The 23,892-nt window shown below is 38.8% G+C and carries 20 protein-coding genes and 1 other RNA gene; 11 read left to right on the top strand and 10 right to left on the bottom strand.

Annotation, left to right across the window (positions count from 1 at the left end):
- Positions 1-24: 24 nt before the first annotated feature.
- The gene (locus IWC72_RS01540) at positions 25-867 is read left to right on the top strand and encodes an MORN repeat-containing protein (RefSeq protein WP_194528600.1); all 843 of its coding nucleotides are present in this window, start codon (positions 25-27) and stop codon (positions 865-867) included.
- A 228-nt stretch (positions 868-1,095) separates the two neighbouring features.
- On the opposite strand, the gene IWC72_RS01535 is transcribed toward IWC72_RS01540, so the two are convergent.
- The gene (locus IWC72_RS01535; RefSeq protein ID WP_194531062.1) at positions 1,096-3,591 is read right to left on the bottom strand and encodes an ABC transporter permease; all 2,496 of its coding nucleotides are present in this window, start codon (positions 3,589-3,591) and stop codon (positions 1,096-1,098) included.
- A gap of 47 nt (positions 3,592-3,638) precedes the next feature.
- Entirely contained in the window at positions 3,639-4,328 is a 690-nt protein-coding gene (locus IWC72_RS01530) for an ABC transporter ATP-binding protein (protein WP_194528599.1), read from the bottom strand.
- A gap of 23 nt (positions 4,329-4,351) precedes the next feature.
- On the opposite strand from IWC72_RS01530, the gene IWC72_RS01525 reads away from it, so the two are divergent.
- Positions 4,352-5,092 (top strand): arylesterase, encoded by a 741-nt coding sequence (locus IWC72_RS01525; RefSeq protein WP_194528598.1) that lies wholly within the window; start codon positions 4,352-4,354, stop codon positions 5,090-5,092.
- A gap of 56 nt (positions 5,093-5,148) precedes the next feature.
- Here IWC72_RS01525 and ssrA read toward each other — a convergent pair.
- Positions 5,149-5,547, bottom strand: a transfer-messenger RNA (tmRNA) gene (gene ssrA, locus IWC72_RS01520).
- Positions 5,548-5,688: 141 nt separating this feature from the next.
- Between ssrA and IWC72_RS01515 the strand changes: the two genes are divergently transcribed.
- A complete protein-coding gene (locus IWC72_RS01515) occupies positions 5,689-6,888 on the top strand; it encodes an NAD(P)-dependent oxidoreductase (RefSeq protein ID WP_194528597.1) in 1,200 nt (399 codons plus the stop codon).
- An 82-nt stretch (positions 6,889-6,970) separates the two neighbouring features.
- Positions 6,971-7,234: a hypothetical protein gene (locus IWC72_RS01510; protein WP_194524499.1), complete on the top strand. Its 264-nt coding sequence runs from the start codon at positions 6,971-6,973 to the stop codon at positions 7,232-7,234.
- Between the two features lie 25 nt (positions 7,235-7,259).
- Here IWC72_RS01510 and IWC72_RS01505 read toward each other — a convergent pair whose 3' ends face one another.
- A complete protein-coding gene (locus tag IWC72_RS01505; protein ID WP_194524498.1) occupies positions 7,260-7,931 on the bottom strand; it encodes a DUF1361 domain-containing protein in 672 nt (223 codons plus the stop codon).
- Between the two features lie 78 nt (positions 7,932-8,009).
- Between IWC72_RS01505 and IWC72_RS01500 the strand changes: the two genes are divergently transcribed.
- Positions 8,010-8,369 (top strand): DUF1801 domain-containing protein, encoded by a 360-nt coding sequence (locus tag IWC72_RS01500; RefSeq protein WP_194528596.1) that lies wholly within the window; start codon positions 8,010-8,012, stop codon positions 8,367-8,369.
- A gap of 5 nt (positions 8,370-8,374) precedes the next feature.
- Here IWC72_RS01500 and kdsA read toward each other — a convergent pair whose 3' ends face one another.
- The gene (gene kdsA, locus IWC72_RS01495; RefSeq protein ID WP_194524496.1) at positions 8,375-9,196 is read right to left on the bottom strand and encodes a 3-deoxy-8-phosphooctulonate synthase; all 822 of its coding nucleotides are present in this window, start codon (positions 9,194-9,196) and stop codon (positions 8,375-8,377) included.
- An 83-nt stretch (positions 9,197-9,279) separates the two neighbouring features.
- Here kdsA and IWC72_RS01490 point away from each other — a divergent pair, with 83 nt between their 5' ends.
- From IWC72_RS01490 to IWC72_RS01475, 4 genes are all read left to right on the top strand, one after another.
- A complete protein-coding gene (locus tag IWC72_RS01490) occupies positions 9,280-9,846 on the top strand; it encodes a hypothetical protein (protein WP_194528595.1) in 567 nt (188 codons plus the stop codon).
- Positions 9,847-9,966: 120 nt separating this feature from the next.
- Complete coding sequence (locus tag IWC72_RS01485; RefSeq protein WP_194524494.1) at positions 9,967-10,506, top strand: hypothetical protein; 540 nt, start codon at positions 9,967-9,969, stop codon at positions 10,504-10,506.
- A 192-nt stretch (positions 10,507-10,698) separates the two neighbouring features.
- Entirely contained in the window at positions 10,699-12,501 is a 1,803-nt protein-coding gene (gene typA / locus IWC72_RS01480; protein ID WP_194524493.1) for a translational GTPase TypA, read from the top strand.
- A 102-nt stretch (positions 12,502-12,603) separates the two neighbouring features.
- Entirely contained in the window at positions 12,604-13,503 is a 900-nt protein-coding gene (locus tag IWC72_RS01475; protein ID WP_194528594.1) for a LolA-like protein, read from the top strand.
- A gap of 58 nt (positions 13,504-13,561) precedes the next feature.
- On the opposite strand, the gene ppgK is transcribed toward IWC72_RS01475, so the two are convergent.
- The 5 genes from ppgK to IWC72_RS01450 form a co-directional block, all read right to left on the bottom strand.
- Positions 13,562-14,311 carry a polyphosphate--glucose phosphotransferase gene (gene ppgK, locus IWC72_RS01470; RefSeq protein ID WP_194528593.1) on the bottom strand — a complete coding sequence of 250 codons (750 nt, stop codon included), beginning with the start codon at positions 14,309-14,311 and terminating at the stop codon, positions 13,562-13,564.
- A gap of 78 nt (positions 14,312-14,389) precedes the next feature.
- Positions 14,390-15,862: a sulfatase gene (locus tag IWC72_RS01465; RefSeq protein WP_194528592.1), complete on the bottom strand. Its 1,473-nt coding sequence runs from the start codon at positions 15,860-15,862 to the stop codon at positions 14,390-14,392.
- 39 nt (positions 15,863-15,901) lie between these two features.
- Positions 15,902-16,723 (bottom strand): NUDIX hydrolase, encoded by an 822-nt coding sequence (locus IWC72_RS01460; RefSeq protein ID WP_194528591.1) that lies wholly within the window; start codon positions 16,721-16,723, stop codon positions 15,902-15,904.
- Between the two features lie 93 nt (positions 16,724-16,816).
- A complete protein-coding gene (locus IWC72_RS01455; protein ID WP_194528590.1) occupies positions 16,817-17,902 on the bottom strand; it encodes an endonuclease/exonuclease/phosphatase family protein in 1,086 nt (361 codons plus the stop codon).
- Positions 17,903-18,038: 136 nt separating this feature from the next.
- On the bottom strand, positions 18,039-18,722 hold the full coding sequence (locus IWC72_RS01450; RefSeq protein ID WP_194524487.1) for a cell division ATP-binding protein FtsE: 684 nt from the start codon (positions 18,720-18,722) through the stop codon (positions 18,039-18,041).
- 289 nt (positions 18,723-19,011) lie between these two features.
- Here IWC72_RS01450 and IWC72_RS01445 point away from each other — a divergent pair, with 289 nt between their 5' ends.
- Both IWC72_RS01445 and IWC72_RS01440 read left to right on the top strand, forming a co-directional pair.
- Entirely contained in the window at positions 19,012-22,029 is a 3,018-nt protein-coding gene (locus IWC72_RS01445) for a tetratricopeptide repeat protein (protein ID WP_194528589.1), read from the top strand.
- A gap of 96 nt (positions 22,030-22,125) precedes the next feature.
- Positions 22,126-23,880: a TonB-dependent receptor gene (locus tag IWC72_RS01440; RefSeq protein ID WP_194528588.1), complete on the top strand. Its 1,755-nt coding sequence runs from the start codon at positions 22,126-22,128 to the stop codon at positions 23,878-23,880.
- The last annotated feature ends 12 nt before the right edge of the window (positions 23,881-23,892 follow it).

The following is a 23,892-nucleotide window of genomic DNA, read 5'->3' as shown; positions in this document are numbered from 1 at the left end:
TATAAAACATAAAACCAAGAAACCATGAAAAAGAATATTGCAATTTATGTGATTTTGGCCGCTAGTATCGGTTGTTCTTTGTTCTATTTTATAAAATCGAATTCGCTTACAAAACAGTTGGAGGAAGCCCAAGTGCAGCAAGGGCAGATTTCCGAAGAACTGGGCGAATATGAGAAATTAGCTATCATAGATTCTATGTTGTTGGAAGGTAAATATGATTCGGCCATAGAATCATATACAGCGTCTTTAAAAGTCAGGGAAGAAAATAAAATGGGCATTCCGTTGCGTATTGCTTTGGCGCAGAAATTGGCGCAGGTGAAATCGGGTGTCAATGCAAAAGAAGATTCTGTAAAAGCGGAATTGGATAGTTTGCCTAAACCCGAAATTGCTTCTGCAAGGGAAGTTCGTAAATACGATTCTTTAAACTTTACCTTAGAGAAAACCAAAGTACAGTTGGCCCGTTTGAAGAAACAGATGAAAGATAAATCTTCTGGGCAATACCTAAAATTTAAAAGTGCGAAAGGCAACTTAATGCACTATGTTGGCAAGGTGAAAAACGGAAAAGCCAACGGTTACGGCATTGCACTTTTGGATAGCGGCAGTCGTTACGAAGGGCAATGGGCGGACAACCAGCGTGATGGTGAAGGAACGTTCTACTGGCCTGATGGCGAATATTACATTGGCACCTACAAAAACGATAAACGCAGCGGATTTGGTACGTACTACTGGCCAAACGGCGAAAAGTACGCCGGTCAATGGAAAGAGGATAAACGCAGCGGTACGGGTAAATTCTTTGATTCTGATGGCGATTTGGTAGCCGGTGGCGAATGGAGCGATGACAAACTTGTGGAAATTAACGATAGGTAAAGTACGTTCTTATCCATAGCAAATATAAAGCCCCGCAAACATTTTGTTTACGGGGCTTTTTTGTTGATGATTTTTATAGTATTGATTTTAGTAGGTGTTTCTGATATGTGTTTTATATGCTTTGACATATAAAATGGGGCTAATGTTACTAATTATATGTTTTGGCATATAATGAAGTTCTGAAATTTGATTGAATTTGTATTTTAGACTAAACAAATCATCATATAATTATCCTTCTTTTCGTAACACCTCCAAAGGCGAACTTCGCAATACCGTTTGAATATTACTTAGACCGATAATCAAGACGAGCAGCGTAATTCCCGGTAAGAACACCACAAACGGAATAAATGACGGCACAAAGGGTTCCTTGAAAACAAATAGGGCCAAGCATAGACTACTTATTAATGCTAGTATAATTCCGACCAAACTTCCTAACAAGCCTAAAAACACATATTCCAAAGCAGATATTTTTAAAATCTGATTGTTTTTGGCGCCCAAAGTACGGAGCAATACGCTTTCTTTAATCCGTTGGTATTTGCTTGTTCGTACCGAGCCAATAAGTACGATAATACCCGTAAAAATGCTAAAAAACGCCATAAAATTGATGACCCAAGATACTTGGTCCAGTATGTCCTCTAGCAAAGTAGAAACTTGTCGCAAATCTATAATGGTCAGATTCGGAAATTGAGCGACCAAATCCCGCTGCAAAAGTGCCGAACCTTTTTCGTCCGGAATAGTACTGGTAAAAACGTTGAACTGTGGTGCTTGTTCCAAAACCCCTTTAGGAAACAATATGGAAAAATTAAGCTGCATCTGTGCCCAGTCTACTTCACGGATGCTCCCCACCGTGGTTTCCATTAAAACACCTTGCACATTAAATACAACTGGGTCGCCAATGCCCAGTTTTGCATCTCTGGCCAGATTATCAGAAATGGATATAGAGATAGGTTCGCCTGTTTTTATTTCTGGCGTCCATTCGCCTTCCAACAAATTTTCAGAAGAGGTAAGCGAATCACGGTAGGTGGTCCTAAATTCGTGGTTAAGAATCCAACGGCGTATTTGTTTTGTAGTGTCTTTTCGCAGTTCATTTACGGATGTGCCGTTAATGTTGTGCATTCGCATGGTCACCAAAGGAATATTCTTAAGTACGGGAAAACCTTTGCCGTTTATAGTTTGTGCAACCGAATCGCGTTGTTCCGGTTGAATATCCAAAATTATCATATTGGCCGCTTCTGAAGTATCTCCAACTTCGGCTTTTGCCAACAGAATATCTTTTGTAAAATATAAGGTGCTGATCAAGAACGTTCCCAAACCAATAGCGACCACCAAAACAACCGTTTGGTTATTGGGCCTGAAAAGATTGAGCAAACTTTGCCGTGCGGTAAAACTCCAATGCTTGGGAAAAAAGCGTTTTACCAACTTTGTAAAAAGCGAAGCTACAAGCCCCAGAACTGTAAACGTAACAAGAGTACCACCAACAAATGCCAAGGCATACATGGCATCTCTGATCAGCCAAAAGGAAAATAAAAATAAGAATACCAGAATGGCCCCAAATACCATTAATCGTATGGATTGTGGTTCTTGAGACGAATTTTCATCAACCCGTAAAACATCCAAAGGCGATACGTACCAGGTTCTTAATAGGGGAAGAAGCGCAAATAAAACGGACATAAACAGCCCGAGCAACACCCCAATAATCAAGGGTTGTACGGAAATGGTAATTTCAAGGTCAAAGGGTAAAAACTCTTTGAGCAAATACGGAAATAACTCCTGTATGCCAATCCCGATCAACGACCCGATGAGACCACCAATTGCTCCTATTCCGGCAATCTGAATCAGGAAAATCAGAAAACTCTGAAGTCGGGAAGCACCCATACATTTTAAAATAGCGATAGCTTTTAATTTCTCTTTGATGTAGATATGTACCGAACTGGCAATACCGATACATCCTAAGAGTAAAGCGATAAAGGCAGCTAAGTTCAGAAACTTGCCCACATTGTCATAACGCCTACCCAAACGGTTCGTAGTGCTGGTATGGGTGTCCAAATCAGCATTTTCCAATTCCAGTTCGGGCTCCAGTTTGTCCTGCAGTCGTTTTAGATTGACGGTATCTTGTACCTTGTAGTAATATTGATATTCTTTTCGACTGCCGAATTGTAGCAGTTTTGTAGCCTCAATATAGCGATAGGGAATGATAACAGGAGGCGCCACGGAAGTTGAAATGGCGGTACTGCCCGGAATCGCTTTTACCTCACCCGCAATAGGAATGGTCAGTTCGCCTATTTTTATTGAGTCCCCTGGATGAATATCAAATTGAAGCATCAGCGTAGCATCTACCAGTGCTCCGCCCGACTCTTGGTAAGTGCCGGCAACGGAAGTCGGTTGCGTATCTATTTCCCCATAAAACGGAAAATCACCTTCCAGACCTTGGACCTTTACGAGTTTGGTGCCGCCGTTCTTAGGAAAAACGGCCATGGAGACAAAGTTGACTTCATACGCATCTGGCTGTAACGAATCTATAATAGCCTGTGCCCGTTCCGTAGGTATTTGCTTTGAGTCGATTTTAAAATCGGCACCCATTAGCGCTTTGGACTGGCGCTGTATGTTGTCCTTTAAATTGGTGCTGAACAGCTGAATGGAAACGACCGCTGCAATGCCCAAAATAATTGAGGCCATAAATAGTAGTAACCGCACTTTACTGGCTTTGGCATCGCGCCATGCCATTTTAAAGAGCCAAGGTGTCCGTAAACTTTCGTGGGATGTAGAATTCTTCAAAATGCCGTAGTAGGTTGATTGGTTACTATTTTCCCACCTTTAAGCTGCAATATTTGCTGCGTACGGTTGGCTAATTCCAAATCATGGGTTATAATGACCAAGGTGGTGCCGTTTTCTTTGTTCAGGTCCAGCAATAACTGAATCACCTTTTCACCGGTTTCGGTATCTAGATTTCCTGTTGGTTCATCTGCAAATAAGATGGAAGGCGCATTTGCAAAAGCTCTTGCCAATGCCACGCGCTGCTGTTCCCCGCCGGACAATTGCGAGGGATAATGATGTAAACGGTCTTTCAGTCCTACTTTTTCCAATAAATCCGTGCTTTTTTGAGTTGCATCCTTGGCACCCTGCAATTCCAAAGGAACGCTCACATTTTCCAGAGCGGTAAGTGTGGGCAGCAACTGAAAATTCTGGAATATAAAACCGACTTCCTTATTACGTAGTTGGGCGCGTTCGTCTTCGTTAAGCGTGTTCAAATCTTGTCCGCATAATTCTACGGAACCCGCATTAGGAGCATCCAAACCGGCGCATAAGCCCAGTAAAGTGGTCTTACCACTTCCCGACGGACCAACAATTGAAAAGGTTTGGCCTTTCTCAACATGGAAAGAGATGCCTTGGAGAACTGTTAATTGCTTGTTACCGCTGGTGTATGTCTTTTCCAAACCGGTAATCTTTAATATATTTGACATTATCTAAATTTAAATAACTGTTCATGTTCAAGGCGCATAATAAAGATTTTCACTTTAATTTACCAACGTCGATTGAGCTGAAACTCATAAAGTTTAGTTATTTTTTTCTGGCGTTATTGTTCCTTTCTTGTGGCGAAGCGAAAAAAGAAAAAACGGATGAGGTTCAGCAAACTTCTGAACAGACGGAAAGTACCGCAACGACAGCTACTGAAACGAAGAGTATTCTGTTTTTTGGGGACAGTATTACGGCGGGCTATGGTCTTGATGATACCAATGAGGCTTACCCGGCAGTTGTACAGGAAAAAATTGACTCCTTAGGATTGGATTATACAGTAATTAATTCCGGGGTAAGTGGTGAAACTACCGCTGGAGGCAGAAGCCGAATTGATTGGGTAGTCAAACAAGACCTTGATGTTTTCGTATTGGAACTCGGTGCCAATGACGGCTTACGTGGTGTGGATTTATCGGAAACACGCTCCAACCTACAAGCAATAATTGATGTGGTGCGAGGTAAAAGTCCGGATATCAAAATCGTACTTGCCGGTATGCAATTGCCCCCTAACATGGGCCAGGAATATACCACAGAGTTCAAACAACTTTTTGAAGAAATCGCCGAAAAGAATAACATTGCTTTTATCCCTTTTATTCTGAAAGATGTTGGAGGTATTGCCTCTCTAAATCAACAGGATGGTATTCATCCCACAATTGAAGGCCACAAGATTGTAGCAAATACGGTATGGGAGACGTTGAGGCCGTTGTTGTAGTAATTAGATTAGGCATTACGTAAAACAAAAAACCACCCAAATGGGTGGTTTTTTATCTGTGGAGCCGGAGGGAGTCGAACCCTCGTCCAAACAAGCAATAATAGAGCTTTCTACATGTTTAGTTCCCGATTAATTTTCGATGCATACCTGACCGGAAACGGCCTAATATACACTTAGCTTCTTAAAGTTTTGGTGCTACTATCAAAGCGCTAGTAGCCTTATATCGACATTTATGGTGCTCCGAATTGAATCGCCGTCGACAGAGGCTATTCAGGAACATCTCGCTTCTCTACCTTGTAGAGACGAGGCTAAATCTTACTGTAATTCAGATTAAGCGGCAAGAGCGTAATTGTTTTCGCCAATTAAAAGTGTGAAGTATGATATTAATGAGCTGTACCCCAGCGCTCAACATGCTTACAATACCATTGGTCTCGCTGTCAAAACCAGTCGGCCCCGTAAAAAATCCGTAATAGCATAAACTACTACGGTCGGCAAAGATACCCCAAAAAGTATTCCAAAAAAAGTTTTGATAGGCTGCAATCATTAAGTTACATTTGAAACCATTGACTACTCATAAGTTATAAAAGTCCAGTATCATGAAGTTCGGAATCATTAGGGAGCGTAAAAACCCACCAGACCGCAGGGTTGTATTATCACCAGAAGCCTGTCAAAAGGTCGTAACCAATCAGCCAAAAGCGGAAATTATTGTAGAACCGTCGCCTATTCGAGTTTTCTCAGATGATGAGTATACGGCAAAAGGAATAGAGGTTGCTTCCAAAATGGAAGAATGTGACGTACTTCTTGGTGTAAAGGAGGTGCCGATTGAAAGCTTGATTCCGAATAAAAAATATTTTTTCTTTTCCCATACTATAAAAGAGCAACCTTATAATAAGAAGTTGTTGAGAGCGGTACTTGAAAAAAACATTGAATTATATGATCATGAAGTCATTACCAATAAAAAAGAACAACGTTTAGTAGCTTTTGGTAGGTATGCGGGAATCGTAGGAGCCTATAATGGATTACGAACCTATGGTTTGAAATATGGGTTATATGAACTTCCGAAAGCAGAAAATTTAGCGAACCAACAAGAGTTGATTGCCGAACTCAATAAAATTACCCTTCCTAATATAAAAATAATCCTAACAGGCAGGGGAAGAGTTGGTAACGGAGCGCGAGAGATGTTAGATGCCATGCATATTAAAAAAGTTAATGTCACCCAATATTTGGAAGACTCTTTTGATGAGCCTGTATACTGTCAAATTGATGCTTCGGATTACAACAAAAGAAAAGACGGTGTAAGAGGCAACAAAGTAGATTTTTTTACCAATCCTGAAGAATACAAGAGTAATTTCTATCGCTTTACACAAGTATCGGACTTCTTTATTGCAGGTCATTTTTATGGACAAGGAGCTCCCTATTTATTCACTCGTGAAGATGCAAAAAAAGAAGACTTTAAAATAAAAGTGGTAGCTGATGTAAGTTGTGATATAGACGGCCCAGTTGCGACCACGATAAAACCGTCAACCATTGCCGACCCTATTTATGGGTACGACCCCATAACAGAATCTGAAACGGACTATAAAAATGAATCTGCTATAGCCGTCATGGCTGTGGATAATTTGCCCTGCGAAATTCCCCAGGATGCAAGTGAAGGCTTTGGACAGGCATTTGTAAAAAACGTTATTCCTGCTTTTTTTAACGGAGATAAAGATGGAGTTTTAGAGCGAGCACGAATGACTAAGAATGGAAAACTTACTCCGCGATATAGCTATTTAACTGATTTTGTGGCGTTATGACGAGAGATTAAAAAAAGGTTTCGTTTTTGTTAAGTTATTGTTAATATTTTATATATTGTAAAGCTTTATAAAACGAGAATTTATGAAATTCAATTGGATCACGAACCGAGAAATAGATGAGCAACTTCATCAGCTTTGTGTTGAACTTGAGTATGAGTTTCGACCTAAGATAATCCGGTTTCTGATTGATAATTTTGATGTAGACAGTTTTGTGGATTTTTCGTGTTTCCATTTTGATGTCAACCTCGTTTCTAAGAGAGTTACCCTTTCCGATGATACCCCATTAAAGTATTTACAAAAGATTAAGCCTGCTTTTGAAAGGGAAATGGAATTAACATTTGCATAATTTTAATCTCGATTATCAAGTAAAATTAAATTTTTCTACTATCCAAAGATGTCGTGCCATGACCACGTAAGAAGGGTTTTAAAGCCCAAAACGATACCCAGATAAAACTACCGAAACCAAAAATCCATAACCAAGCATCAACCAGAAATAAGGAGTTGAAAAGACTCTCTGCCAGAACCAAAGGCTTGGTAAGAATATCCCAAGAATTGAAACGTAAGAATCTACCCAGAAAAACACCGTAACCACTCAATAAACTAACAAATAGCAATATACCATTGGCTAAAATAGGGTGGTTTCTTTTTCTTAGGTAGCTGAAGACATCCATCATAGAGAGGACGCCTAAGATTAATCCGTTTAGGGAAAACACGAAAAAAAGCAATAGGTCTAACCAAAATGTAGGACGGTTACCATCTAGGTGTACAAAATCTGTTATAATATATGGGCTATTGGGTAGAAAAAGAACCCATAGTGTTAGAATTACAATTCGCAGTGCGCGCGATTTTCCGACCTGAACATTGAATAAAAATTGTTTGGATAGAAAAAGCGGAATGAGCGCTAAAAAAAGGTTCCACAATAAAAAAGTGAAGTCTATGGATTGAGTTAAATACACTCTTAAAGCCAGCAGTACGGTTCCCAATGCGGTAAGCAGTAGTAATCTTTTGTGAAATAGATTGTTTTTTAAAGTGCTGATTATCATAGTAAAAAATGCAAATTTAATCTATAAAGTAAAACGACAGGTACTTATATTTGTTGTTATTAAATTCGATTTTTATCGATGAACCCCGCAGAAAATTACATACTAGATAAGCCTGAGCCATTTAGGGGTATTTTATTACATCTACAATCCGTTATTGAGCGAACGATACCCGATGTTGATTTAAAGTTTAAATATAGAATTCCCTTTTATTACATTAATGGAACCCCTTTTTGTTATCTGAATCAAAGTAAAAATTACATAGACCTAGGTTTTTGGAAAGGAGCCCACCTAACATTGCATCAAGAGCATGTGATTACGGCAGGCCGTACAGTAATAAGATCGTTGCGATATACTTCGTTAGAGGCAATAAATAACAGTGTCCTAATTGATTTGCTTAAAGAAGCTTATTCGGTTAAAGATGAGAAATTTTATAAGTGACAAGCTTATTGAAGTCCGTTTACCGTTTTTCTAATTGCGGTTAAATTGGTTAACAAACGCTCTAAATGGTCCAAGTGAAGCATATTTGCACCGTCACTTTTGGCATTAGCGGGGTCAAAATGAGTTTCCATAAAAATACCATCCACACCTGCAGCAATTCCTGCTCTTGCCATAGTATTAATGAGTTCTGGGCGACCCCCCGTAACACCTGAAGCTTGGTTGGGTTGCTGCAACGAATGCGTTACATCTAGAACCACTGGTGCATATTCTTTCATAGTAGGAATACCTCTAAAATCAACAACCATATCTTGATAGCCAAACATGGTGCCACGATCGGTAATCCATACACTTTCGTTACCAGAATCCCTTACTTTGGTAACGGCGTGCTTCATGCTTTCCGGACTCATAAACTGTCCTTTTTTCAAGTTGACTACTTTTCCTGTTTTTGCTGCAGCCACAACCAAATCTGTCTGGCGAACTAAAAATGCAGGAATTTGAAGTACATCTACATATTCGGCAGCCATTTCGGCATCTGAAACCTCATGAATATCAGTAACGGTTGGAACATGAAAAGTTTCCGATACTTTACGAAGAATTTTCAGTGCTTTCTCATCACCAATTCCGGTAAATGAATCCACACGACTACGGTTGGCCTTTTTAAAACTTCCTTTAAAAACATACGGAATCTTTAGAGCATCGGTAACCGAAACAATCTTTTCGGCAATGCGCAGCGCCATTTCTTCGCCTTCAATGGCACACGGGCCTGAAAGTAGAAAAAAGTTGTTACTGTCCGTATGTTTTATTTGGGGTATCAAGGATAAGTCCATTCGTCGAATATTTTTAAGCAAAGATACTATTTTATGGAGCTAACTGTTGTGTTTGGGTAAGATTGTCTTAAAACCAAATCTAAATGTATAGTAAACAATACCTACCCCTGTTTATGCTGTTACTGTTTGTATATCAAACCAATGCTCAGTTCGGCAAAAATTGTGAATTAAGACAGCTTAAAGTTAATCTCTTAAACCCAGGTTTTGAATATGAAATGGCACTGGGTACGAACACCACATTTGATTTTAAAGCTGGAATGCAGTTGGGTTTAGACCCTTTGCGGTCTAACGTTTATGAGGAATTGGGTTTTTTTCCTGCCGTCGCAGGTCAGTATCGGTACTACTATAACTTTGAAAAAAGGCAACAAAATAGAAGACAAATTTATGGCAACTCGGCAAATTACATAGCACCTGCCGTTGCGGTATTTTTTCCTGGGACTAGAACAATTGTAGGCAAAGAGGTTAAAGGTGCTTTTGGTTATGCGGGATTAGTAACTGGTTTGCAACGAAGTTATGATTCGGGGTTTAATTTTTCTGTTGACGTTGGAGCAGCTTATTACACAGGCCAGTTTGAAAGCGGTATTTATCCTGTCGCGAATTTAAGTATTGGTTGGATTATTAGTGAAAAAAGATGGTGTGTTGGGCGTTAATAGTTGTCTTCTTGATAAGATTAAATAGAGTTTCTTTTTCTTACATTGGTGTTAGGAAAAAAATATTTTTGGCTCAGTATTTGATAGCTTTCAAAGCTTAATGAATACCAGAACTATTTTATGAAAAACGTTTCTATTTTTCTTGCTTTTTTCGTCTTCACTGTTTTTGTAAATGCGCAGACCAAAAAAAATGTTGAAGACCATCAAGTGCAATTAGGCTTGCCTGTACCAGCCATTTTATATGAAAAAGGATTGGGAAAAAACACAACGGCCACTATAGAGTTTGTTGCGGGTTTTGGTTTAAGAGGATGTAGTGGATGCGAAACGGATTTTGGTATTTTCCCTACCTTCAGGGGGCAGTTTCGCTATTATTACAATATGGATAGAAGATTGGATAAAGGGAAAAATATCTCAGGGAATTCTGGAAATTATATAGCCATGCTAATGGTGTATCAGGATGAAAATCCAATTTTTGGAGATCTAGAGTTGGCAGAAAGTGTTTTTGGTGTTGGGCCGGTATACGGTTTGCAACGAACTTATAGACGAGGGTTTTTCTATCGATTGGAAGGTGGTGTGGGATACTTTGAAACCGAATCTGAAGATGGTCTAGGTTTATTCTTAGGAGCACGAGTAGGTTGGGTATTGGGTAAACGACGTTGACCTTCATAATTACATTTTTTACTTACTGTTTATGAGTGAAAAATGACATACCTAAAAGTAGATGATAGCAATTGTATCGAACCCCTTAAAAATCAACAACATAAAAATAACATAAGATTGTGTTACTGAGCGAAAAATAGCAGTATCTTTGCACGCTTAAAATAGCGGCGGATTGCTATTAAATAATTACATATGTCAACAACAACTAAGAACATCGCGATTATCGCGCACGTAGACCACGGTAAAACAACCTTGGTAGATAAAATTATGTACCACTGTCAATTGTTTCGTGAGAATCAGAACACAGGGGACTTGATTTTAGATAATAATGATTTAGAACGTGAGCGTGGTATTACCATTACCTCTAAGAACGTATCTGTCGTTTATAAAGATACCAAGATCAATATTATTGATACCCCTGGTCACGCCGATTTTGGTGGTGAAGTAGAGCGTGTATTGAACATGGCCGATGGTGTTTTATTGTTGGTTGATGCTTTTGAAGGCCCAATGCCACAAACGCGTTTTGTACTTCAAAAAGCGATTGACTTAGGTTTGAAGCCTTGTGTAGTTATTAATAAAGTAGATAAAGAAAACTGTACTCCTGAAGAAGTTCATGAGAAAGTTTTTGATTTAATGTTCGAGTTAGGTGCTGAAGAATGGCAGCTAGATTTTCCAACAGTCTACGGTTCTGCAAAGAACAACTGGATGAGTGAAGATTGGAAAGACGAAACAGAAAATATAGAGCCATTATTAGATATGGTGATTGAGCATATACCCACTTTTGAACCAAAAGAAGGTAATACGCAAATGCTGATTACATCTTTAGATTTCTCTTCTTTTACAGGTCGTATTGCGATTGGTAGATTACAAAGAGGTAGTTTGAAAGAAGGGCAACAGATTTCTTTGGTAAAAAGAGATGGGTCTATCGTAAAATCTAAAGTAAAAGAACTTTTTGTTTTTGAAGGACTTGGAAGACTTAAAGTACAAGAGGTAGCTACTGGAGATATTTGTGCTATTACAGGTATTGAAGGTTTTGAAATTGGTGATACTGTTGCTGATATTGAAACCCCTGAAGGCTTAAAAACTATTGCGATAGATGAACCAACAATGAGTATGTTGTTCACTATTAATGATAGTCCGTTCTTTGGTAAAGATGGTAAGTTCGTTACTTCCAGACATATTAATGAAAGACTTCAAAAAGAGCTTGAAAAGAACTTGGCGTTACGTGTAAGTGAAACTGATAGTGCGGATAAGTTTTTGGTTTTTGGTCGTGGTGTACTTCACCTTTCCGTATTGATTGAAACGATGCGTCGTGAAGGTTATGAGCTTCAAATTGGACAGCCACAGGTTATCATAAAAGAGATTGACGGTGTTAAATGTGAGCCAATAGAATCTTTAACTATTGATTTACCGGAATCAGTTTCTGGGAAAGCTGTAGAAATGGTTTCTATAAGAAAAGGTGAGATGACCAGTATGGAGGCTAAAGGTGAGCGTATGGTTTGTGAGTTCTTGATTCCTTCAAGAGGTATCATCGGTCTTCGTAACCAATTGTTGACAGCTACTGCAGGCGAGGCTATTATGGCACACCGCTTCTTAGAGTACCAACCAATGAAAGGGGATATTCCGCAAAGACAAAATGGTTCTTTGGTTTCTATGGAAACAGGAAAAGCTATTCCTTATTCAATTGATAAATTACAGGATAGAGGTAAGTTTTTTGTTGATCCAGGTGAAGATATTTACGAAGGTCAGGTAATTGGTGAAAACTCTCGTGGAGATGACATGACGGTTAACATTACTAAAACTAAGAAACTTTCTAACGTTCGTTCTTCAGGTGCTGATGATAAAGCGAAGATTGTTCCGGCAATTAAATTCTCGTTAGAGGAGGCGTTGGAATATATTCAGAAAGATGAGTACGTTGAGGTTACTCCAAATCATCTACGGCTTAGGAAAATCTACTTAACGGAAGTAGACAGAAAGAGAAATAAAATTGCATAAATAGAGAAGCCTGAACAATGTTCAGGCTTTTTTTTTGATATATAATGAAAGGTTAAAGTCCGTGGTTCGACTACCTTATTTTTTAAAATTAAAATAAAATCTATGAAAGTATATTTAGCAGGTTTATTAATGTCTTCTGTTATTTTGATGTCATCTTGTAACGAACAGCCTAAGGCTAAGAAAGAAGCGACGGATACTGCGGCGCAGGAAGTATCCGATAGTTATGTGATTCCGGAATCTTGGGTCAATAACCGTGTAGAGAAGGCTAAAAGCAGACTTGAAGTAACTGATGCCGGTAAAATTGTTTGGGCCGCGATGGAAGCTCATGGAGGACTTAAAAATTGGTATGGTAACGGGGCATTGTCTTTTCGTTTTAATTATCAACCATTGGACGGTAGCACGCAACGCGATAGTTATCAGGTAGTAGACGTATGGCGCAATAAAGCAGTGCATACTAGCACTACGGATAGTACTGCAACATTTGGCTGGGATGGAGAGACTGCTTGGGTGAAAGCTAAGGATTCTACCGCTTTTGCATATGATACTAAGTTTTGGGCGCTTACTCCGCTTTATTTAATGGGGCATCCGTTTATACTGGATGGTGAAGGTGTAAATCTAGAGTTGTTGCCGGAAACAACGTATAAGAATAAAGCGAATGACGTGGTAAAAGTAACTTTTGCCGCTGGTACTGGAGATGCACCGGATGATTACTATATTCTTCAGTTTGATAAAGAATCACATTTGTTGACCGCTACAAGATATATAGTTTCTTACCCTGAGTACTTTAAAGATGGAGGTCACAATCCTGAAAAGTTTATGGAGGTTGGCGAATTGGTAAATGTAAGCGGTGTGCTTTTGCCTAATGAACTAAAAACACATTGGACAACCGAACAAGGGAAGCAGGGTGAGTACATTACACAAATTGATATCTCTGATATTCATTTTGTGAAGGATATTAATGATGATTTCTTCTCTCCTCCAGAAAATGCAACTATAAAATAATACCAATAAAAAAGAGCCTTGATCAAGGCTCTTTTTTATTATATATCTTGTTGTTTCTTTAGTGGTAAGATATATTGTGGAAGGCTGCAGCAGCGGCTCCTACAATTCCAGCATGGTTTTTTAAGCCTGCTGGTATAACCGGTGTTTCAATAGTAATACAATCTTTAAATTCATCAAAATCTTTTGATGCTCCACCTCCTAGTAGAATAGTATCTGGAGAAACAATCAATTCTACCAATTTTAGGAATTTATTGAAGCGCTTGCCCCATTTTTTATAGGATAGGCCTTCGCGGTCTTTAGCGGAACCTGCTGCCCAAAGTTCTATTTTTTTGTATTTTTTATATGGAATTTGACCTAACTCAAAATTAGGAATCAATTTTCCATCAAGAAAAGCTCCGCTTCCAAGCCCAGTACCAATAGTGATCATAACAACGAGGCCTTCCATGTCTTTTCCTGTGCCGTAGTTCATAGAGGCATAGCCAGCAATATCAGCATCGTTAACTACAGTAACATCAAGTCCCGTCTTTTTCTTGAAAAGCTCTTCAACATTAGTGTTCATCCAGCTTTTATGAAGATTACCAGGAGATTTGCAGACCCCTCTTTTTATAACAGTAGGAAATCCAACGCCCACTTTTCCTTTGTAATCAAAATGTGTTACGATTTGTGCAATTACGTCGGCCATGTCTTCTGGCTTACGTGATTCAGGAGTAGGTATACGGTAGCGCTCGGTAACCAGTTTTCCGGTTTCAATATTTACAATGGCACCTTTTATACCAGAACCACCTACATCTATGCCTAAAACTTCCATTATTTGATTTTAAAATTTATGACGACAAAGTAACAAAAACTTTTCAGAGTAATACAAGGATACCGTCTTGCACACATTTTATTCGCTAACTGTGAAAAGCCCGGTATCTCCTTTTTCTAAAAGTGGCATTAGCTCTTTTATTATCTCAGGATTCTCTTTAGCAATATTTTTATCTTCTTTGGCATTGCCCTTGTGGTGGTCATATAATTCAATATCCGGTTGGTCTTTTCTAAAGTATTTTGTTAACCTGTAGGTTTTGGTTCGCATGGAAATACCATTTTTGAAATAACTGTAAGCAACCTCTTCTGTATCTGGAATGTTATATTTTATATGTTTTTCAAAGCTTTCACCGTCAGTAGACTTTGTTTGCTCAATTCCGCACATATCTAATAGGGTAGGGTAGATATCTACGCTTTCCACAATGGCCCTTACCTTCTTTGCTTTATGTTGGGAATATGGGGAGTTAATAATCAATGTGCTTTTCAATGCATTTTCAAAAAGTGTATGTTTTCCCCAAACGCGTTGGTCGCCTAAATGCCAACCGTGATCTCCCCAAATAACGATTATGGTGTTTTTATCGAGTTCCAATTCTTTTAATTGTTGGTAAAGCCTCCCTATCTGTGCATCTATGTAACTGATGGAGGCGAGATAGGCATGTTTCAGTTTACGAGCATACGCATCGGATACCTGTTTGTCCAGACCTGCTTTTTCTTCACCAAGGGCATACTGATTGAACTCACTGCTTGCATGAAGACTTTTTTGGTTGATATTTTCAGGAATATTAGGGTTAGTGGAAACTGGCAAGTTTTCTTCATTGTAAAGATCCCAGTATTTTTTGGGAGCGTTAAAAGGAAGGTGTGGTTTAAAAAAACCGACGCCCATAAAAAAAGGTTCTCCATTTTTCTTAAGTTCTTTTAATTTGGAGATGGCAAGATTGGTCGTTAAACCATCAGGATAGCCCTGGTCATCGGTTTCTCCAGCTTCATAGGGCTTCACTTGTTTTTTTAAGCTCTGTCTGTTCTCGCCGCTTTCATAGGCAAAGAAAGCGTTCCAACCAGTTTTCCATTTTCCGGAATCGAATGCTAGGTCACTCCAGCTATGGGGAAGTTCTTTTTTAGTGGTTGGTTCTTCTTCATAACCGTAGACGTATCCATCCGCCGAATGGCTTATTTTTCCTATGCCTACCGTATGATACCCTGCTTGTTTAAAACGATGGATAAATGTTTCTGGAACTGATGATTCAGTTTTTATAGAAAGTTCTTCAACAATGGCATTGTTTGAAAGATGAACAGGTTTTGACGGACGCATTCCAGTAAGAATGGCATGTCTTGAAGCACCACAAGTAGGAACTTGAACGTAGTGATTCGTAAAAAGAGCTCCGCTTTTAGCAAGAGCGTCCATATTAGGAGATTTTACATAGTGTTTACCATAAGCACCAAGTTCGGTACGGAGGTCATCAACACAGATAAAAAGTACATTGGGTTTTTCGGTTTGAGCGGATAGGGAGGTTAAGCCTATCATGAGAAATAGGCCGGTGAAATATTTGAACATTTTAAGGTGGTTTGGTAATTGAAACTAAATATACAGCTTTTATGAAAGCAATCCGTTCTGATGGAGAATGTCAAAAATTAACTGGTCCACTTCGCTAAGCTTATCTTTTTGGTCATAGGTTAGCCAAGCAATTTCATATAATTCCGAATCGGGCAAAAACTCACCTGAATGCATAGCGGTGTAACAAGTCATCCGAGATAAAATTCCGGGTTTCTTACCTAAAGCCTGTGCCTCAAAGATACCAATGAATTCCATGGAAAGACTGTCAATATCAATGTTGAGCATGTCTTTAGTGGTCGTTAAAAGTGTTTGGGCATCCGTTTCCCCTTCAAGTCGTATCCCTTTAGGAATAAAATAAAAATCAGCATCAGTACCCAGCTTTTTTAAACAAAGAATTTGTTTGTCTTTAAAGTGTATCCATGCCAAATGGTCTATTATATCTTCGGACGGTTCTACATAATAATCAATGGAATTAAGGGAATGATCAGGGTCTATAATATCTAAGATTTTATCCATCAATCTTCCCGCGGCGGTCAAGGTCCCTAACTTTTTATTTCTTCCTAGGGCGCTTGAAATGGTTTCATCTCTGTTGCCGAATTTATATCCGTTTTTATTCGTCCAAAGTACGTTCATCAGATGTTGCATAATAACGTTGCCCAGTTGGTCTACGGAAATGGCGATTTTTAGCAAATACTCGCCAATTCCTTTTATACCACGAGTAAATAGGCTGTGAAAAATACCGTAGACGAAACCAAGTGGCCCGGTAATGGCTAAAAGGATAATGGCGATAAGAAATAAAAGAGCCCCAATAAAAGGGTTTACCGGCTTATCCGGTCTGTAGGTTTGTTTTTTTAAGATCATGATATCGGCTTGAGGCTGCCAAAGCGGCAAATCTTTAATTCTGATTTAAAGATACCGGTTTCAGATTATTGACCTTATTTTTTGTGCCGTTTATCAGTAATTTAATTTCACTTTTAACGGTAAATGATCAGAATAACCATTGGCTACAAAATCAGGTTTTGAAGATTTGTATCTGAATGATCTAGGGCGCCCGCTAGAGGTAGCAAGGATGTTATCATCAATGATATCAAAAGTATCAATGTCTGCAGTGATACCGTTGCCGGACAAGAATCCGCGGGTAACCACCAACTGATCCAGCATTTGATAGCGGTTGGTAAAAACGGTACCATCAAATAATCCGCTTAAAAAATATGTGCCCGTATTCCCGGAAGCGGATTTATTCATTATTGAGGTGCTTAAATTGTATAGGAAAGTCTCCCTGGCTCGGTATTTATAGGTGTGAACGAATTTATCAAAGTCATTGGTGCCTCCTGTAACCTTGTCAAGGTCTCTGGATGCCTTTAAATGTTGAATGATACTACGGTCAAAAGGCTCATCGTTAAAATCACCCACCACTAAAACTTTACCTTCCCATTTTGCCTGAATAGCAGCCAAATCATCATTGGCCTGAAGGGTTTCGTAGGTGGTAGAGTCTACTTTGGTATGCGCTTCCACAAGAAAGGCTATGTGTTCTGCAACAGCAATCCGCAAAGGTTCCGAATGGTATTGTCCTCTGCTTCTAGATGGCCAGTGTGATGCAATGATCACGAATTCTTCGCCTGTGGCATTTATTCTAAAAACGACTTCAAAAATATCTCGGGTCCTATATCTTAAATGAACCAAGTGCGATGTTCTTGAAACTACGGAAAGCTTGTCTGGATTATATGCCATGGCTACATCGATACCACGTAAATCACTTGTGCCGGAAGCATCAAAAACCACACTTAGGTGGTTCATTCCTGCTTCGTCCAATAAATCTTGTAAAAGCGTGTCTTTTTCAATTTCGCAGACAGTCAACAAATCAATTTGTTCGTTGGGCCAAATGAGGTTTAGACCTTGCGCTAGATTAGCCTTTTTTATATTGAAGACTTCATCCGTCCAACCTGCTTCTGGTGTAAAGCTGAAGTCATTGGAGATAGGGTCATCGTCGGTATCAAAAAAGTTTTGAAGATTCCACCAGGCAAAATTGATATGGGGCATAACGTCTCGGATTTAAGAATTTATGAAGTCACCACAATCTTTGCTGCGGTTTGCCCTAAAGTTATGAAAAAGAACCTGCTTAAATATTATCCTTTTGTAGGGATAAGGTTGTTTTATGTGTATTTGGTACAAATGGCTACACAGCTCGTTGTACGACTTCAAAGATTTTGTTACCGTCGCATTTGAGTGTTTTTGAAGGGTATTTTAAAATCAAAGCATAATCATGTGTTGCCATTAAAATAGAACGACCTGATTTATGTATTTCCTGTAGCACTTTCATAACCTCTACGCTGGTCTGTGGGTCTAGGTTCCCGGTAGGCTCATCAGCTAATATGAGCTCAGGGTCGTTTAATAGTGCTCTCGCTATCGCTACACGCTGTTGCTCCCCGCCAGAAAGCTGATGTGGAAATTTAAAGCCTTTGGTTTTCATGCCCACTTTATTGAGGACATCCTCTATTTTTTGGTTCATTTTGTGGTTGTCTTTCCAACCTGTTGCTTTAAGAACAAAATGAAGGTTTTTATTAATGGTCCGGTCCGGTAACAACTTAAAATCTTGAAAAACAATACCGATTTTTCTGCGCAAAAACGGAATGTCTTTTTCACGCAACTTGGTAAGATCAAAGTCTACGATGCTTCCGGTACCTTGTTTTAGAGGAAGGTCTCCGTACAACGTTTTCATGAAGCTACTTTTACCGCTTCCTGTTTTTCCTATCAAATAAACAAATTCACCTTTTCGTACATCAAGTGTTACCTCGTTTAAAACAAGACTATCTTTTTGGAAGATGGCCGCATCCTTTAGCTCTAAAATCGTTTCTGACATCTTTGACGGTACCGGGTTATACGTTTAATTTGTTAATCAATCGTTAAAGGTAGGGTGTAGTTCTGCATACTGTTCACCAAATCTCGAACTTTGAATCGTAATTTGAATATAAAAGTAATAAGTTAAAAACTAACGTACGGCAGGCATTGGCAAAATCTTTTCGCTTTTTTTAGGATTGTCTATGGTATAGAATTATTACGATGAAAACATCCCTTACCATATACTTAGATGCAATATTCAACGTTATTAAAATTAATTAACGGTAATACATATTTCTAGTTAGAACACTATGCTAAAAAAAATCACCGCGCTTATCCCTATTTTTCTAGGGATGGTTTCAATGGGAATTGCTCAAGAAACCAAAATATATACCCATGATCAAAAACAATATCAAGATGCCCTGGCGCTCTATAACAATGAGCAGTACCAAGCGGCACAGTCCATTTTCGCAAAGGTCAAGGATAATACAGACAATCTAGAAACTAAAGCTAATAGTGCATACTATGAAGCTAATGCGGCGGTACGGTTGAATCAACTTGGCGCTGATAGATTGATGGAAGATTTTGTAGCCAAGTATCCAACGTCTACCAAAAGGAACTCTGCTTATGTAGATGTGGCCGAATACTATTTTGAAACCGGAAAATATCCGTATGCCTTAAAATGGTACAATAAAGTTGAACAAAGTGCACTTTCTCGGAAAGAGATGGATAAGTTCAATTTTAATTATGGATACTCTTTGTATTCTTCAGGGAATCAAAAAGAAGCAGAAACCTATCTTCAAAAAGTAGAAAATTCTGATGTTTACGGTTCTCAGGCTAAATATTACATGGGGTATATAGCCTACCAACAAGATGATTATGATACGGCCAACCAGCGATTTGACCAGATAAAGGATCCAGAAATTCTTCAGGAGAAAATGGATTATTACCAAGCAGACATGAATTTTAAGCTCGGTAAGTTTGATCAGGCCATTGCTTTGGCTAAAAAGCAGATGGCAAAAGGTGATCGTAAAGAAAAGTCGGAACTCAGTAAAATTATTGGAGAGAGTTATTTCAACTTAGAAGAGTATGCCAACGCCATTCCTTACTTAGAAGATTATCAAGGTAAAAAAGGAAAGTGGAGCAATACGGATTATTACCTTTTAGGATATTCATACTACAAGCAAGGTGACTATGCCAATGCGGTACAGCAGTTCAATAAAATTATAGGTGGAACGAACAGTGTTTCTCAAAATGCCTATTACCATTTGGCGGAATGTTATTTAAAGTTGGATAAAAAGCAGGAAGCCTTGAATGCTTTCAGGAATGCTTCCCAAATGGACTTCTCCCAAGAAATTCAAAAGGATGCTTATTTGAACTATGCGCGTTTAAGTTATGAAGTGGGTAATGCCTATGAACCGGTACCACAAGTAATCACTGACTATTTGACCAAATATCCGGATAGCGCCAATAAAGAGGAAATGCAGGAATTATTGGTTGATTCATACATTACCTCTAAGAACTTTGCAGGCGCGATGGAACTTTTGGAGAAAAACAAAAACTACGCGAGCAAAGCTACGTATCAAAAAGTAGCTTATTATCGTGGTATTGAATTATTGATGAATGGTGAATATGCCGCTGCTGCGGAAAATTTAGGGAAATCTCTAGGAAGTGCTGAAGACAGTCTATTTAAGGCGAAGGCCAACTATTGGAAGGCCGAGGCTGAATATGCGCTTAATAATTTTGGAGATGCCTTGGTTGATTATATTCAGTTTCAGCAAAATCCATCAGCAAAATCTACTGAAGAATACAAAGAGCTGGATTATAATTTGGCCTACACGTATTTTAAGTTGAAGGATTATAGCAATGCTATTTCGTATTTCAACAATTTTACAACTGCAGGGTCTAACGATACGCAGAAACTGTATGACGGTTACCTTCGCTTGGGGGATAGTTATTTTGTAACCAGTAAATACTGGCCGGCTATAGAAACGTACAATAAAGCACTTTCTCTTACTGGAACAGAGAAAGATTATGCGGCATACCAGAAAGCAATTAGTTATGGTTTTGTAGATAGACGAGATACAAAAATCGAAGAGTTAAGAACCTTTGTTTCCGCTTATCCTAAGTCTACTTTAAAGGACGATGCTCTTTTTGAATTGGCAAATACCTTAATTGCTGCGGGACAAGAGCAGCAAGGTCTACAGACGTACCAACGCATGATTACAGAATATGGAGCAAGTTCATTGGTGCCGCAGGCAATGATGCGCCAAGGTTTGGTGCATTATAATGCAAATAGAAACGAGCAAGCGTTGACGGAGTTTAAATCTGTAGTTCATAATTTCCCGAATACACAAGAGGCTATTCAGGCAGTATCTACGGCAAAATTGATTTATGTTGATTTAGGTAGAGTTGATGAGTATGCAGAGTGGGTTCAGAAACTAGATTTTGTTGAGGTTACCGATAGTGAGCTGGACAACGCCACTTTTGAGTCTGCGGATAAACAAAACTTGGAAGGCAATAAAGAAGCTGCCATCAGAGGGTATGAGAATTACATAAAACAATTCCCAAGCGGATTAAGTGCCGTGAAAGCGAATTTTAATTTGGCACAACTTTATTTTGCTAAAGGAGAAAAAGAAAAAGCATTACCGAATTACAAATTCGTTGCCGATAAAATGGGAAGCGAATATGCGGAACAGGCTTTGACCCGTGTTTGTGAAATCTATATTGGTAAGCAAGATTATGCATCGGCGTTGCCTTATTTACAGCGTTTGGAAAATCAAGCGGATATTCAGCAAAACAGAACTTTTGCACAGTCTAATTTAATGAAAGGGTATTATGAGCAAAAAGATTATGGTAAGACCTTGGCCTATGCCGAAAAAGTATTGGCTACACCAATAATCGATAATCGTATTAAAAGTGATGCACAGATAATGATTGCACGTTCGGCAATTGCAACGGGTGATGAGTCAAAAGCTCAAAGCGCCTATGCAGATGTATTGAAAATCGCATCAGGGGCAACAGCTGCCGAAGCCTTGTATTATGACGCCTACTTCAAAAGTAAGGCTCAGGATTATGAAAATTCTAATATAGCCGTACAGAAGCTGGCAAAAGATTATTCTGGTTATAAGGAATGGGGAGGAAAAGGCCTGGTTATAATGGCCAAGAATTTCTATGCTTTGGGAGATGCCTACCAGGCCACCTATATTTTGGATAGTGTGATCAGTAATTTTAGTCAGTACGAGGATATTGTTTCCGATGCGAAAAGCGAGCTGTCTATTATCAAGGCCAAAGAAGCACAGAGCAACTCATCCGTGAGGACCGATTAAAATTAGAAAACAGTTTAACAATATTGAAAATTGAATTTAAACGAGGTCATAGAACCGACTTCGTTTTAAAGGTGTAAATTCAAAAAAGAACACAGAATGCACAAACATATAAAGCTCACACTTATTTTTCTTACTGGTGTTTTTCAGTTTGCCATAGCGCAAGAAGAAGAAAAAGATGATATTGGTACAGAAACAGTTACCGTTACCAAGGCGTATACACCAACGATTAACGATGCTTTTAAAATCAAAACAATGCCGAATCTTAATGATTCTATTGTTTTGCAGAAGAAAAAGATAAACTATAGTATTTTTTCGGTTCCCGTAGCATCAACCTTTACTCCTGCAAAGGGTAAGGCATCGGCCGTGAAGAAAACGCCTCCTCCTGTGCTATATAATTCATATGCTTCCGCAGGAGTAGGTAATCCTGCTAATTTAATGGGCAAGTTTTACACCAGTAGAACTATTGATCGTGAATCTGGTTATACAATTGGACTTGAGCATAATTCTTCTCGTGGAGATATTGATGGGGTCGCCTTGGATAATATTTACTCTAATTCTAGATTAGATGCTGGTTACACCAAACGAGATAGTGATTTTGATTGGGGTGTAGATGTAGGGGCACAACATCAATTGTACAATTGGTACGGTATTCCGGACGCTACTTTTACCGAGGAAGAGGTGGATGGTATTGATGAACGCCAAAATTATTACACGGCCGAAGCATCTGGTCATATTAATGTTGAGGATTCGTATTTTGAAAATGCAAAGTTGGAATACAGACGTTTTTGGGATGCTGTAAAATCCGGTGAGAATAGAGCTGTTTTTAAAACGGGTTTTTCATTTCCTGTAGCAGATGAAAATTTAAATATAAAGGCAAAAGTTGATTACGTGAGCGGTAGATTTGAAAACTCCAGTTTGAACAATCCTACAAATGTGCCTGGTATAGATTATAGTAATTTACAAGTGGGAATCAACCCGAGTTTGGCATTAGTAAAAGATGATCTTTCTTTAAATTTGGGAGTCAATCTTGTGTATGGTCTTGATAGTGAAAATAGTGATAGTAATTTCTATATCTATCCTGCGGTTACGGCATCGTATAGATTGTTAGACGATATGGCTATTGTTTACGGTGGGGTAGAAGGAGATTTAATGCAAAACTCCTATTATGGTTTTGTTGAGGATAATCCGTACGTGTCGCCAACATTGACCATTGTACCTACAGATAAAAAATACGATGCTTATTTAGGGTTGAAAGGTCAGATTTTACCTAATTTGAGTTACAATGTTAAGGTTAGCTATACTACTGAAGATAGAAAAGCACTTTACAAGCTAAATCCTCAGAATGAAGGAAGAACAGATGAGAAGGGATATTATTATAGCAATTCCTTTGATGTGTTTTATGATGATGTAAAGACGTTGGGTGCTTTTGGAGAATTGAATGTAGATGTTAACCGTAATTTCAGTTTAGGGGTGAACGTCGAGTATTTTAATTACAATACGGAAACCGATAACCCAGCGTGGAATTTACCCAACTTAACTAGTTCTCTATTTATGGATTATCAAATAGGTGAAAAATGGTATGCGGGAGCTAACTTGTTCTACGTGGGGGAGCGTGATGATGTGTCTACTATTGCTTCTGCTAGTGGAAACCCAGCTGACTTTTTTGCAACTCCGGTAACTTTAGATGGGTATTTTGATGCAAATGCACATATTGGTTATCGCTGGAATGATCAACTCTCTTTCTTTGTGAAGGTTGCCAATATTACAAATAACAACTACCAACGTTGGTCTAACTATCCTGTTCAGGGCTTGCAAGTTATGGGTGGTTTGACGTATAAATTTGATTTGTAGTTTTTTAGAGAA

Source organism: Zobellia roscoffensis, assembly GCF_015330165.1.
GTDB lineage: Bacteria > Bacteroidota > Bacteroidia > Flavobacteriales > Flavobacteriaceae > Zobellia > Zobellia roscoffensis.
This window is presented reverse-complemented; position numbering and strand designations above follow the sequence as displayed.